Origin of the sequence: Campylobacter suis (assembly GCF_905120475.1) — a bacterium.
In the GTDB taxonomy this organism is placed as follows: domain Bacteria; phylum Campylobacterota; class Campylobacteria; order Campylobacterales; family Campylobacteraceae; genus Campylobacter_A; species Campylobacter_A suis.
The window spans coordinates 448,944-462,018 of the sequence record NZ_CAJHOE010000001.1 but is presented as its reverse complement, the minus strand read 5'-3'; the positions used below and the strand labels follow the sequence as shown (position 1 = coordinate 462,018).

Genomic DNA, 13,075 nt, shown 5'->3' with positions numbered 1-13,075 from the left:
CTTTTAAAACCCGTGATAGCACAAAAGGGAGTATCTACTAATATGAGTTCAGCAAAGAAAAATTTTTCCCAAGTCGAAGAACTTTTTGCCGAAAATGCAAAAGGTTTTGTTACCTATGAAAAACTTGTAAAACTATTTGACAAAGCCCCAGCAGCAACGGTCATAAAAAAGATCGAATCCTTAGCTAAAACACATAAAGTACAGCTTCTTACTGCTGCTTCAATCGCAAAAATGCGAAATATTGAAGATGCCAAAAAGCGCCAAAAAGAGGCTGAAAAAACACAAGAAGTTGATATAGAAGAAGAATTTGACCTAGTTGGCGATAGCGACTTTTTAGAGTGGTCACGCTCTGATAGTCCAGTCAGAATGTATCTTAGAGAGATGGGTCAAATAGCCTTACTTACAAAAGAAGAAGAGGTGGAGATAAGCAAAAAGATAGAACTTGGTGAAGATATAATAATCGATGCTTTTTGCTCTGTACCATTTTTGATAGACTTTATATTAGATTACAAAGAGCCACTTATAAATAGAGAGCGTCGCGTTAAAGAGCTTTTTAAAAGTTTTGAGGATGAAAACGAAGAGGATATCGAAGAAGAAGATGATGAAAATGAAGATGAATACACTGACGAAGATGAGAAGCCAAAGAAAAATTTAAAAAACGATAAGCGTGCAGACAAGGTTATAGAAAGCTTTAAGGCACTTGAAAAAGCAAAAAAAGAGTGGCTTAAAAGTGCTGGAAAACAAGCAGAACTTGAAGAAAACGATGTGGGTGGAAACCTAAATATAGCATTTAAGAAGAAAATTTTAAAAGACAAGCTAATGGATTTAGGTCCTACAAGCAAGCTTATAACTGAGATCGTAAAATCAATGGAAACGGCACTAAAAAGTGATGATGAGTTTGATAGAGAGCTAAAACGCCTAGAGTATCGCCTTCCAATGTTTAGTGATGAACTTAAGAAAAACCACAAAGGAATTTTAAAAGACATCTTAAAACTTAGCAAAGAAGATATCGTCTCTCGTGTTCCTGAAGCTACGATGGTCTCAACATATGTTGAGATAAAAAAACTTTTTCAGACAAAAGAGGCAAGCAAAAGTGGCTTTAATCTAGAGCCAGCCAAGCTTAAAGAGGTTTTGGAGCAAATAAAACGCGGAAAGAAAATTTCTGATGAGGCAAAAGCCAGAATGGCAAAGTCAAATCTAAGACTGGTTGTAAGTATCGCAAAACGCTACACAAACCGTGGTCTGCCATTCCTTGATCTTATACAAGAGGGAAATATCGGGCTTATGAAGGCGGTAGATAAATTTGAGTACCGCAAAGGGTATAAATTTTCGACCTATGCAACATGGTGGATACGCCAAGCGATCTCTAGAGCTATCGCTGATCAAGCAAGAACTATAAGAATCCCTATCCATATGATAGAAACCATAAACCGCATTAATAAAATAAATAGAAAATACATGCAAGAAGAGGGCAAAGAGCCCGATGTTAGCGTGATAGCTGAAGAGGTCGGACTAAGCATAGACAAAGTAAAGCAAGTTATAAAAATCACAAAAGAGCCTATCAGTCTTGAAGCCCCTATAGCAAACGAAGATGATGGTAAATTTGGTGATTTTGTTGAAGATAAAACATCTTTAAGCCCTATGGATCATATCCTAAAAGGCGATTTAAGACAGCAAATAGATGAGGTTTTAAGTCAGCTAAATGACCGTGAAAAGGCTGTTATTTGTATGAGATTTGGTCTGCTTGATGATGAGAGCGACCGCACGCTTGAAGAGATAGGCAAAGCACTAAATGTTACTCGTGAGCGTGTCCGCCAGATCGAAAGTTCAGCGATTAAAAAACTAAAACACCCAAAAGTTGGTAGAAAACTTAAAAACTACATCGAGGGGTAAGCACCCCTCTGTTCCTGCAAAGTTTATAAAAAAGTTTTGCATTTACTTTAAAATACTATAATGTCTAAAAATTTAAAAGGATAAAAATGATTTCAGGAGTAAATTCTTTTAACGCTTACCAAAACATTAGCCAGCCAAGAGAACGCAGTGAACTTAACCAAGCCGAAGAGATACAAAAAGTACAACTTCAAGCCATGAAAGCTTCAGAACAACTTGCCGAGCAAACACTTGAGCTAAGCGCAAGTGAACAAAATTTACAAGCAAGAAAAAGCTTAGATATTTTTGCTTAAACTTAAAAAGCTAGGGCAACCACCCCTAGCCTAAATTTACTGATATTTTTTTACGATATTTCTTACAACTTTAGTTATGATCTCCACCGAGGCTATCTCGCATTTTTCACGAGTTGAGTGTGGAGAGTAGATATTTGGACCTATCGAGCAAGCTTCCATATCATCATGCTTATCACGCAAAACACCACATTCAAGTCCAGCATGTATAGCAGCTAGCTTTGCTTGTGGGCGAAGCTTTAAAAGCTCTTCTAAGACCGCATGTGCAAACTCATCTGGCTCTGGCTTCCAAGGCACTGACCTATCCTTGCTAGTTACACTAAAACCAAGAGCCAAGGCAAGCTCACTAAGCTCAAATTCCATCCTATGAAGCCCATCCCAAGTCATCGAACGAGCAAAAAACTCAACCTCAGCTGTTTTTTTGTCAAATTTTAAAAGTGATAAATTTACGCTATCATTTGGCAAGCCAAGCTCTGCATTATAACTTCTTACACCTTGCGAAAAGGCATTTATAAGAGCTAAAATTTTATCCCCATTTTCTAAAATTTCATATTTTTCATCAAGTTTTTTAACGCTTATGTGTGGGTTGTCACTTTTTGGTAAAATTTCGCTTACAACTATGGCTTTTGCTGAAGTTGGTATAGAGTTACTTCGCTCACCACCCTCGATAAGAGCGATTTTTGCTTTGCTTTTTCTCACAAATTCAGCCAAGACTTTTATCGCATTTGGTATGTCTTTATGTATCTCATTTCCAGAGTGCCCACCAGGATAGCCAGAGACCAAAATTTCATAAGCATCTACTTCATTGGCTTTTTTTGCGCTCACATCAATACTAGCAAATACATTTATGCCACCAGCACAGCCTGTTACAACCTCATTATCATCTTCACTGTCAAGATTTAAAAGTTTTTTACTAACAAGCTTTCCTTTAAAGTTATTTGCCCCAATAAGCCCGACCTCTTCGTCATTTGTAAAAAGACACTCAACATTATCAAACTCGGCAAGCATTTGCATCATCATGGCAACACCTATGCCATTATCAGCCCCCAAAGATGAGTTTTTAGCTCTCATAAAGCCATCATCATGATACTCAACTACAACATTTGGCGCATCACCCATACAAACCATATCATAATGACTCTGCAAACAAATTTTTGGCTCACCCTTTATGGCATGGATATTTCCAAACTCATCTACACTTACTTTTGCGCCTTTTTGTTTTGCAAAATCAACCAAAAACTCACGCATCTGTGCAGTTTCAAAGCTACAATGCGGTATCTTGCAAAGTTGCTCAAATTTTACTAAAACTTCATTTTTGCTCATTTTTTTGCCTCCTTATTTTATGATCACTCCTGGATATTCAGTCGCTTCAAGTGCTTTTAATATCTCATTTTCATCAACATCATCGCTAGCTTGTATGGTTAAAATTTTACTTTTCATATCAGCCTTTGCGCTTTTTACGCCATCAACCTTTAAGCTAGCTTTTCTAACTATGGCTGTGCATAATGGGCAGTGAATTTTTTCAACCTTTACAACTATCGTTTTATCAGCAAAAAGCGCCGATACGAAAAGTAAAATAGCTAAAATTTTACGCATAAAGTTCTCCTAAAATTTCTGGATAAAATAGCAAAATAACCAGCAAAAAACCCAAAATAGCATATATCACATACCATCTTTTGCGTCTACTATCTAGCGAGCAAGTATTTTGGTTAAAAAATATATAAAATATCGAAACACCGAAAGAAACAAGCGAAAGCATGGTAAATATCGTGCGATATTGGCTAAGTGGCTCTAAAAATGAAAGAAACGAAAAGCTTGTTCCAAACAAGACAAAAAGTAGCGCAGGAAGGCAACAAAGTGTTGCCATAAATGCGCTTACTATAGCTAAAAATATAAATTTTATATGTTTCAACTCACACTTCTTTTGATGTATAGTTATAGCTAAATTCTTTTGGATCGTAATAGTTTTGTGTATTACCATCAACCTCAGCATACGGATAACCAAAGTTATTTATAGGTGTTTGCTCGGCTCTTGGCTTTAAGTCAAAGTCGCGACCATAGTTAAAGCCTATCCAGCACATCTCCCAGTTACCAAATAAAAACTCGCGCACCTCATTTAGCTTCGCATCGCCATTTTGTAGCTTCTCGCCAAGTCTAACCTTTGTCACATCAGCAGGATCAACAGGTATCCAGCCATAACCTTTAAGATAAAATTCCGCCCTACAATGCTGAGCGCCAGAGATATGACTTAGTCCGTCATCTTTTGGCTTTGCGCCCATTTGGCCGCTAAATCTTGATGAGCCGACCCTAATACCAAAAAGCTCACGAGCAGGGATACCTAGCGCCCTACAAAGCCCTACAAATACGCTGTTTATATCCGTGCATTTGCCAACTAATTTACCACTTTCAAGTATCATTTTTACATCGCCCAAACCACATCCCATAACGCTATTATCGCGCTCCATCGTATCAGCTACCCAGTTATAAATAAGCCTTGCGCGCTCCAAATCGCCCTTAGTCTTACCAACTATCTTATCTGCAAATTCTTTTACTATGCCCGTTGTTGGAATTTGCGCAGTAGGCTCTAAATAGCGTGATATCTCAGGAGCAAGCTTTTCATTTTCTTTAAAATTTACCTTGCTAAAGTCAGTGTTTCTCTCGGTTGTTTGCACCCTAAAACTTACATCTATAAACGCCTTTTGTTCATCTTTGTTAAAGTCTGCAAACAGAGTAGGAATTTCAAGATCTGAGATAAAATGCTCTCTTGCGTTTGTGCTTACTTTATAGTCACTTACAAGCTGTTGAAAAGGGGTATTTGTAACAAGTGGTAGCCAAAATCTAGTCATCTTGCCCTTTTCTAAAATGGCATGTTTTAAACTCACATCAAAAGTTCGCACTGCACCCATTTTTTGGACACTATTAGCTCCAAAAGCAACACTTGGCAGCACACTTGCCGCACCTAAAACCGCACCTATTTTAAAAAAATCTCGTCTTTGCATAAAAATGCCTTGCATTAAAATGACTAAACTTAGTCCTAATACTTGCATTTTACTATAAATTCTTAAAATTTATGATAAAATCAACGCCATGAGAAATTTTTTTAAACTTTTTATCCTGATATTTGTTTTATTTTGCCTAAATGGCTGTCTATTTTTAAATGAAAGAGGTATTTCTACAAGATATTATAACGACTGCAAAGAGTATTATGATGCGGCTGGAAACTACCAAAAAGACTGCCCACACAATGTCATAGACTGGAAATAGCATGCAAGAGTTTTTAAAACTTAAGCAAAAAGAGCTAAATACAGCCAAAAATTTAGACATCTTAAAAAGACTTGAATACCTTGGTAAGATAGAGGCAAAATGCGATTTTGATGATGTTGTAAGAATAAATTTTAACAACATAAGTAGCCAAAATTTAAAGCAGATAGAAGACATAGCAAAACAACTAAAACCATGGAGAAAGGGGCCTTTTGCGCTAAATGAAATTTTTATTGATACCGAATGGCAAAGCTTTATAAAATTTAATCTACTCGCCCCACATCTTGATTTATGTGAAAAAAGCATTGCAGATGTTGGGTGCAATAATGGCTATTACATGTTTCGCATGTTGCCATTTAAGCCCAAAAAACTGGTTGGTTTTGATCCTAGTGTGCATACTTTTATGCAGTTTAAATTTTTAAATCACTTCATTTGTTCAGACATTCAGTATGAACTTCTTGGCGTGGAGCATTTAGCTTGCTATGGCATGAAATTTGATACTATTTTTTGCCTTGGCGTGATATATCATAGAAGCGACCCAGTAAAGATGTTAAAAGAGTTAAAAAGTGCATTAAATGATGGCGGAGAAATTTTTTTAGATACGATGTATATTGACATGCAAGGCGACTTTGCGCTAACACCAAAAAATACATATTCTAAAATCCCAAATATCTACTTTGTGCCTACCATTTCAGCACTTCAAAACTGGTGCGAAAGGGCAAAATTTAAGGATTTTGAAATTTTGGCAACAAAGCCGACAGACTTTGAAGAGCAGCGAAAAACCGAGTGGATAGACGGACAAAGCCTTGAGAGCTTTCTAGACCCGCTTGATAACACAAAAACGATCGAAGGCTATCCAGCACCACGCAGAGTTTACATTAAAATAAAAATTTAAGGAAAAATATGGCTGAAGATAACATTTATGAAGAGGCTAACGACTCGCAAATCATCCTTCCAGAAGATGAAAATCCATTTCGCAATGACATAAAAACATCAACAGAGATAAAGCTAAGCTTAAGTGGAGTGGTGACAGAACTTGAAAAAAACCACTCAAAAACAAGACTATTTACGACAGCTGAGATGGTTTGTGATACTGAAGGACTTATACATAGTGGTTTTATATTTTCTGCTGCAAACTATGCAGCACTAACATCAATAAATTTACAAAACTGCGTTACTATAAATGCTAGGATAAATTTCTTCGCTCCTGCAAAGCTTGGAGATGTTATAGACTTTGAAGCCACAGCCTATTTTGACGAGTCGCGCAAGCGAGATGTGCGAGTAATAGGTCGCATAAGAGAGATGAAGGTCTTTGAAGGCACATTTCAGCTAGTGACGCTTGATGAGCATATATTTACAGCTCAACAAAAAAATATCAAAAAAGAGGCTGCCCTAAGGCGTGCTAGAGATAAAGAGCAAGCTTAGGTCAATGCATTTTTACATATTGTAGCCAAGAGGTAAAATTTTGCCTCTCGCGCTGCAGTGAAGTTTCACCTCCATGCCCTGGCAATATCCTAAAATCACCCTGCAATTTCATAGCCTTTTCAAGACTTTTTATCATATCATTTTTATTTGAATACGGGAAATCCCATCTGCCTATACTATCTTTAAATAAAAAATCCCCACTAAACACAACATCTTCAAAACGAACCATCGAACAGCCAGGAGTATGACCTGTAAAGTGCATAAACTCAAAGCTAAACCCCTCACACTCATAAGCACCCTCATCAACAGCAAAATCTGGCTTGCAAACATGATATCCTTCATTAAAAATATCATTTTCAAGCATAAAAGCATCATCTCTATGGATAAAAATTGGTGCCAAACTTGCCTTTTTTATCTCACAAACATCATAGATATGGTCAAAATGTCCGTGCGTGCAAATGATAGCTTTTAAATTTTTAGCATTTTGCATAACCCAGCCAAAAGCGCCATCTCCAGGGTCTATAACAGCCTGTTTGCCTCCTAAATTTACTATATAACAGTTTGTTGAGTATGCACCAAAGGCTTTTGAGAGAATTTCCATATTTTTCCCTTTTTTAATTTATTTCTTTAAGAATTTTACAAAAAAATCCTTAAACTTAAAAAAAAATTTATGCTAAATAGGCTACAATAACTGCATGAAATAATATTTTAAGAGGGTTATTAGCACAAAGCTATGATGGATTTTGAAAAAATCAAGTTAAATTTAGTAACTTTTTTGCAAGATGCGAAAAAGATGACTGGAGCTAAAAATTTACTACTTGGTGTTAGCGGAGGTCTTGACTCTGCTGTTGTTGCAACACTTTGCACACTTGCGGCACCACAAAATACACACGCTCTTTTGATGCCGACAAACTCCTCAAATAAACAAAATTTACAAGATGGGCTTGAGCTTTGTAAAACACTAAATATAAACCATAAAATCATTAACATAGATGAAATTCTAACCGCCTATCAAAGCCAAATAGGAGAAAATTTAGGCAACCTTAGAAAGGGAAATTTATGTGCAAGAATTCGCATGAGCCTACTTTATGACTACTCTGCAAATATTAATGCTATCGTTGTTGGCACAAGCAACAAAAGCGAGCTTATGTTAGGGTATGGCACGATTTTTGGTGATCTAGCATGCGCTATTAATCCTATCGGCGAGCTTTACAAGAGCGAAATTTTTGAGTTTGCACGCTTTTTGGGTATAAGTGAAAACATCATAGACAAAGCCCCATCGGCTGACTTATGGGAGGGTCAAAGTGATGAAAGTGACCTTGGATACAGCTATGGCGTTCTTGATGGAGTATTACGACAAATAGATGAAAATAAACAAAATTTAAGCCTTTTAGATGAAAAAGTAAGTGACAAGGATCTGCTAAAAAGTGTTTTAAGCAGATACCATAAAAACCGCTTTAAAGCGCATATGCCTATCATCGCAAGGCTATAAGATAAGACAAGGAGATAAGATGAGTGAGATTAGCTTTTACAAACCAAGTATCGGAGATAGAGAGCGTGAACTTATATCCGAAGCACTTAGCAACCCAAATTCTCAAATGGTAGAACGGCTTGAAGAGAAGCTAAGGGAGTATTTTGGAGTAAAGCATGTTATTAGCACAAACAACTCTGCTGCCGCCCATCACCTAAGCCTTTGTGCGATGGATATAAAGCGCGGGGATAAGTTTATCTGCTCGGTAAATGCCTTTCCAAGCATTGCTCAAGCTATCCGTCACTTCGATGCAGAGCCGATATTTGTGGATATTGATGAAGATGATTTAGGAATTTGCCCAAAAGCACTTGAGATAACTTTAGAGAAATTTAACCACAAAAAGCTAAAAGGAATTTTTCTAAACCATGTCGCTGGACAAAGTGCCGAACTAGATAAAATTTATGATATAGCAAAACAGTATAAAATAGAAGTTCTTGATAGCGCCAACAGAGCTATCGGACTAACTTACAATGGTCAAAAAATAGGCAACACTGGCTCACTTTTAACTTGCTTTCAAACTTACTCCCAAGTTAAAGACTCAGTCGCAACAGCTGGATTTATCACTACAAATAACGATGAGATAGCCAAAAAAGCTGAGCTACTTCGCAACTATGCCATTACAACTGGTTTTGATAAATTTGGTAACCTAAGCTATATATATGATGTTGTTGATATTGGAGTTAAATACGACCTAACAGCGATAGATGCCGCATACTCGCTCGCACAAATAGAAAAAAATGATGTGATTATCAAACGCCACCAAGATATAGCTGCGTATTATGACGAGCAACTTAAAGACTGCCCACATGTAAGCACGCCAGTAAAAAAACGAGACCACATATACACACAATACATCATCAAGATAGACAAAAACAGAGATGGTTTTGCCAGAGAGTTACTTGAAAAAGGTATAAACACCTCGCTTCATTATATACCTATCCATCTTTTAAGCTACTATAAAAACAAATACGCCCTAAAGGTAAATGCCTTCCCAATAGCACTTAAAACATATCAGCAGATACTATCCTTACCTATCTATAATGTCATGAGCGATGCTGATGTTGAGCGTGTCGCAAAAGAGATAAAAACGATAGCACACTCTCGTGTTTAAAAACAAACTCCACCTATGGGTGCAAGACTTTTTCTTGCGTCCTGGCTTTACTCAAAGGCTACTTGCTTACGCACTTTTGCCACTTTCTTTAGTATATACATTTTGTGTTTGTATTAAAAAATTCTATACCAAAGAAAAAGACTTTAGTATGCCCATCATTAGCATAGGAAATCTAACTCTTGGCGGTAGCGGCAAAACCCCTTTAGGTATCGCCATAGCAAATGAATTTTCAGGCTCTGCCATAATACTTAGAGGGTATGGTCGTGCTTCAAAAGGCATGATATTAGTAGCTAAAAACGGTGAAATTTTAACAGATGTAGCAAAAAGTGGCGATGAAGCTATGGAGTATGCAAAGTGCGTCCAAAAAGCTACCGTTATAGTTAGTGAAAAGCGAGAAAAAGCCATAGAGCTAGCTAAAAACTTAGGGGCAAAATATATCTTACTAGATGATGGCTTTGGCAAATTTCATATCAAGAAGTTTAATATCCTAGTAGTCCCGACCCCAGAGCCAGAACTAAATTTTTGCATACCTAGTGGCGCATATCGATATCCAAAATTTTTTTATAAATATGCTGATTTTATAGCTAAAGATGGCACTTCACATTTTAGAGAGAGTGAAATTTTAGCTGCGACTAGTCGTATGGTGCTTGTAACTGCTATCGCCAACCCAAGCCGTCTTGAGCCATTTTTTAACAAGAGTATAGCTCAAATTTTTTTCCCTGACCATCACACTTTTAGCAAAAAAGAGTTAAGCGAAATTTTAGAAAAATACAACGCTACTTCGCTTTTGATGACACAAAAAGACATCGTAAAGGTTGAAAATTTTAACCTACCTATATCGCTCATAAAGCTAAAAACCACACTTTGTGATGAGTTTAAAAGCGTTCTAAAAACATTTTTGCTATAATCGCCTAAAATAAATTTGCCCAAATATCAAGGACAACCAATGAGACTAAATCCAACCAGACTAAATCTAAACGAAAAACCAAAACAAGCAAACTTTAGCACCGCACTTCTAAGCCCAAGTAGTATGCACGGCGGACTTTATGCACCCACAAAACTACCAAAAATAAGCATGCGAAAATGGCTTGAGCTTAGCGCTCTTAGCTACGAAAAGTTGGCTGCTGAGATTGTTTCGATGTTTAAATTTGATGTAGATGAGAAAATTTTTAAAAACGCCATCAAGCGTTATAAAAATTTTGACCGTCCAAACCAACCAGTTGAGTTTAAAAAAATAGACAAAAATCTCTATATAAACGAACTTTATCACGGACCAACAAGAGCTTTTAAGGATATGGCACTTCAACCTTTTGGCGAAATTTTAAGCCAACTAGCTAAAAAAAGAGATGAGAACTACCTTATCATGTGTGCAACAAGTGGTGACACTGGTCCAGCCACACTTAAAACATTTGCCAACACCCCAAATATCAAAGTAGTATGCCTTTATCCAGATGGAGGTACAAGCGATGTACAAAGACTGCAAATGACATCAATGAAGGGCGAAAATCTAAAAAGCATCGGCATAAAAGGAAACTTTGATGATGCACAGCGCGCCCTAAAAACACTTTTAGCAAGCCAAAATTTTAAAGATGAGCTAGCCAAAAGTAACTTAAAGCTAAGTGCGGCAAATTCGGTAAATTTTGGTAGGATACTATTTCAGATAGTCTATCATGCTTATGCCTATTCAAAGCTAATTAAAAACGGCGCCTTAAGCAAAAATGAAAGCTTTGATATTATCGTGCCAAGCGGAAATTTTGGCAATGCGCTTGGGGCATATTATGCTAAAAAAATGGGTGCAAAGATTAACAAGATAAAAATCGTTTCAAACGCCAACAACATACTTACAGAGTTTTTTACAACTGGCACATACGATCTACGCAACAAGTCGCTAATACAAACCATAAGCCCAGCCATGGATATACTAATTAGCTCAAATGTCGAGCGACTCCTTTTTGATAAATTTGGCGCAGTCCGCACAAAAGAGCTTATGGACGCTCTGACAAATCAAAAATTCTACAAACTCACAAAAGCCGAACTAGAAAGCATAAAAGAGGACTTTGAGGCTGATTTTTGTACAGATAAAGAGTGTGAAGCATTTATAAATGAGCAAGCAAGCAAGGGTGTTATCGTAGATCCACACACAGCTACTTGCTTTAAAATGATAGATAAAACTCGTATAAATATCATAACTTCAACGGCTGACTGGGTGAAATTTACACCAAGCATGCTAAAAGCTTGTGGACTAAAAGCAAAAGGCGAATTAGAAGGTTTAAAAGCCTTTGCAAAGGCACACAAGCAAGAAATTTCACCAAATATTTTAGAGCTTTTTAGTACTAAAATTTTACATCCAGATGTGATAGCCAAAGAAAAGATCGAAGATAAAATTTTAGAATGGATCAAAAAATGATAATCATCCCAGCAAGACTAGGCTCAACCCGCTTTGCAAATAAAATTTTAACCGACATTGGCGGAGTCCCTATGTTTGTAGCTACCGCTAGACAAGTATCAAAGTGTGATGATGTCGTGGTTGCAGTTGATGATGAAAGCGTGGCAAAAGTTGCAAAAGAGTACGGACTAAACTATGTTTTAACCGATACTTCACACAACAGTGGTACAGACCGCATAAGACAAACTTGCGAAATTTTAGGGCTTAGCAAAGATGAGATCATTATAAATGTCCAAGCTGACGAGCCATTTATCGAAGCTGAAAATATCTCAAAATTTCGTAGCTTTTGCGAAAAAATGCGCGAAAGTGCCTTTATGTTTTCGTGCTACAAGGTGATAGATAGCTCACATGTAGATGATACAAATTTGGTTAAAGTGGTAACGGATAATAAAAACTTTGCGCTTTATTTTTCACGCTCAAGAGTGCCATTTAACCGCGCTGAGTACGAAATTTACAAGGCTCATCTTGGTATTTACGGATACAGCGTAGCGAGTTTAAATGAATTTTGCAACCTACCCTACTCACACCTTGAAAATACTGAAAAACTCGAGCAACTACGCGCTCTTGAAAGCGGTAAACGCATAGCAATGCTTGAAGTAAAAAGCGAAAGCATAGGTATTGACAGCAAAGCAGATCTTGTGCGAGCAAAAGCAAAATTTGGTTTTTGATATAAGATTTTAGCACAAATTTATTGAGCTACATCAAAGAAATTTTTTCATTTTTTTGCTAATCTTTGTATAAAAAAGGATAACGATGACAACTGAAAAATTTATCTATGAAGTTACAACAGTTACAAAATTTATACAAATTTATTGCAACGATAAGCACAAAGATATTCCAAAGCGCGAAAGCTCTGCAACACTTGATTTTCAGGGTGAAAAAGCGGTCGTAAAGGCTGAGTTTTGCCTATGCGCAGAGTGCGAGCAAATGACTCGCTACGCCTATGCACGCTTGCAGGCATGTCCACACGAAGTAAAGCCACGCTGTCACACCTGCCCACACCCATGTTACGAGCTGCCAGTGTGGAAAAATATGGCTAAGATGATGAAATATAGTGGCATGAAGCTGGGATTAAATAAAATAAAAAGGCTATTTTTACGCTCAAGAGAGGAGTAAATTTA

The 13,075-nt window shown here is 37.0% G+C and carries 16 protein-coding genes; 11 read left to right on the top strand and 5 right to left on the bottom strand.

Translation table 11 applies throughout. The annotated features are described in order from the left end of the window. Positions 1 to 42: 42 nt before the first annotated feature. Together rpoD and LQV35_RS02435 are read left to right on the top strand one after the other, a co-directional pair. Positions 43 to 1,893, top strand: a complete 1,851-nt coding sequence (gene rpoD / locus LQV35_RS02440; RefSeq protein ID WP_230056280.1) for an RNA polymerase sigma factor RpoD — start codon at positions 43 to 45, stop codon at positions 1,891 to 1,893. 86 nt (positions 1,894 to 1,979) lie between these two features. Continuing rightward, complete coding sequence (locus LQV35_RS02435) at positions 1,980 to 2,183, top strand: hypothetical protein (RefSeq protein ID WP_230056279.1); 204 nt, start codon at positions 1,980 to 1,982, stop codon at positions 2,181 to 2,183. Between the two features lie 36 nt (positions 2,184 to 2,219). Here the strand turns inward: LQV35_RS02435 and LQV35_RS02430 are convergent, their stop codons facing one another. From LQV35_RS02430 to LQV35_RS02415, 4 genes are read right to left on the bottom strand one after another with little or no spacing between them, the layout of a single operon-like run. After that, positions 2,220 to 3,503, bottom strand: a complete 1,284-nt coding sequence (locus LQV35_RS02430) for a M20/M25/M40 family metallo-hydrolase (RefSeq protein ID WP_230056278.1) — start codon at positions 3,501 to 3,503, stop codon at positions 2,220 to 2,222. A gap of 12 nt (positions 3,504 to 3,515) precedes the next feature. Beyond that, complete coding sequence (locus LQV35_RS02425; protein WP_230056277.1) at positions 3,516 to 3,776, bottom strand: heavy-metal-associated domain-containing protein; 261 nt, start codon at positions 3,774 to 3,776, stop codon at positions 3,516 to 3,518. Continuing rightward, positions 3,769 to 4,092: an aryl sulfotransferase gene (locus LQV35_RS02420; RefSeq protein WP_230056276.1), complete on the bottom strand. Its 324-nt coding sequence runs from the start codon at positions 4,090 to 4,092 to the stop codon at positions 3,769 to 3,771. Before LQV35_RS02420 ends, LQV35_RS02425 begins: the two co-directional genes overlap by 8 nt. 1 nt (position 4,093) lies before the next feature. Further along, positions 4,094 to 5,179 carry a transglutaminase domain-containing protein gene (locus tag LQV35_RS02415; RefSeq protein ID WP_230056275.1) on the bottom strand — a complete coding sequence of 362 codons (1,086 nt, stop codon included), beginning with the start codon at positions 5,177 to 5,179 and terminating at the stop codon, positions 4,094 to 4,096. A gap of 88 nt (positions 5,180 to 5,267) precedes the next feature. Between LQV35_RS02415 and LQV35_RS02410 the strand changes: the two genes are divergently transcribed. The 3 genes from LQV35_RS02410 to LQV35_RS02400 are packed head-to-tail and all read left to right on the top strand — an operon-like array spanning position 5,268 to position 6,866. Further along, positions 5,268 to 5,444, top strand: coding sequence for a hypothetical protein (locus LQV35_RS02410; protein ID WP_230056274.1), 177 nt, complete (start codon positions 5,268 to 5,270; stop codon positions 5,442 to 5,444). Between the two features lies 1 nt (position 5,445). Beyond that, a complete protein-coding gene (gene cmoB / locus LQV35_RS02405) occupies positions 5,446 to 6,336 on the top strand; it encodes a tRNA 5-methoxyuridine(34)/uridine 5-oxyacetic acid(34) synthase CmoB (RefSeq protein ID WP_230056273.1) in 891 nt (296 codons plus the stop codon). Positions 6,337 to 6,344: 8 nt separating this feature from the next. Further along, positions 6,345 to 6,866, top strand: a complete 522-nt coding sequence (locus LQV35_RS02400) for a PaaI family thioesterase (RefSeq protein WP_230056272.1) — start codon at positions 6,345 to 6,347, stop codon at positions 6,864 to 6,866. A gap of 1 nt (position 6,867) precedes the next feature. On the opposite strand, the gene LQV35_RS02395 is transcribed toward LQV35_RS02400, so the two are convergent. Next, positions 6,868 to 7,467: an MBL fold metallo-hydrolase gene (locus tag LQV35_RS02395; protein WP_230056271.1), complete on the bottom strand. Its 600-nt coding sequence runs from the start codon at positions 7,465 to 7,467 to the stop codon at positions 6,868 to 6,870. Positions 7,468 to 7,602: 135 nt separating this feature from the next. Between LQV35_RS02395 and LQV35_RS02390 the strand changes: the two genes are divergently transcribed. The 6 genes from LQV35_RS02390 to LQV35_RS02365 all read left to right on the top strand — a co-directional run bounded on the left by LQV35_RS02390 (position 7,603) and on the right by LQV35_RS02365 (position 13,070). After that, positions 7,603 to 8,358, top strand: a complete 756-nt coding sequence (locus tag LQV35_RS02390) for an NAD+ synthase (protein WP_230056733.1) — start codon at positions 7,603 to 7,605, stop codon at positions 8,356 to 8,358. A 19-nt stretch (positions 8,359 to 8,377) separates the two neighbouring features. Beyond that, positions 8,378 to 9,508 carry a DegT/DnrJ/EryC1/StrS family aminotransferase gene (locus LQV35_RS02385; protein WP_230056270.1) on the top strand — a complete coding sequence of 377 codons (1,131 nt, stop codon included), beginning with the start codon at positions 8,378 to 8,380 and terminating at the stop codon, positions 9,506 to 9,508. Further along, entirely contained in the window at positions 9,501 to 10,415 is a 915-nt protein-coding gene (locus LQV35_RS02380; protein WP_230056269.1) for a tetraacyldisaccharide 4'-kinase, read from the top strand. Before LQV35_RS02385 ends, LQV35_RS02380 begins: the two co-directional genes overlap by 8 nt. A gap of 39 nt (positions 10,416 to 10,454) precedes the next feature. Continuing rightward, complete coding sequence (gene thrC / locus LQV35_RS02375) at positions 10,455 to 11,915, top strand: threonine synthase (RefSeq protein WP_230056268.1); 1,461 nt, start codon at positions 10,455 to 10,457, stop codon at positions 11,913 to 11,915. Then, positions 11,912 to 12,622 (top strand): 3-deoxy-manno-octulosonate cytidylyltransferase, encoded by a 711-nt coding sequence (kdsB, locus tag LQV35_RS02370; protein ID WP_230056267.1) that lies wholly within the window; start codon positions 11,912 to 11,914, stop codon positions 12,620 to 12,622. Before thrC ends, kdsB begins: the two co-directional genes overlap by 4 nt. 85 nt (positions 12,623 to 12,707) lie before the next feature. Beyond that, a complete protein-coding gene (locus tag LQV35_RS02365) occupies positions 12,708 to 13,070 on the top strand; it encodes a nitrous oxide-stimulated promoter family protein (RefSeq protein ID WP_230056266.1) in 363 nt (120 codons plus the stop codon). Positions 13,071 to 13,075 lie beyond the last annotated feature (5 nt).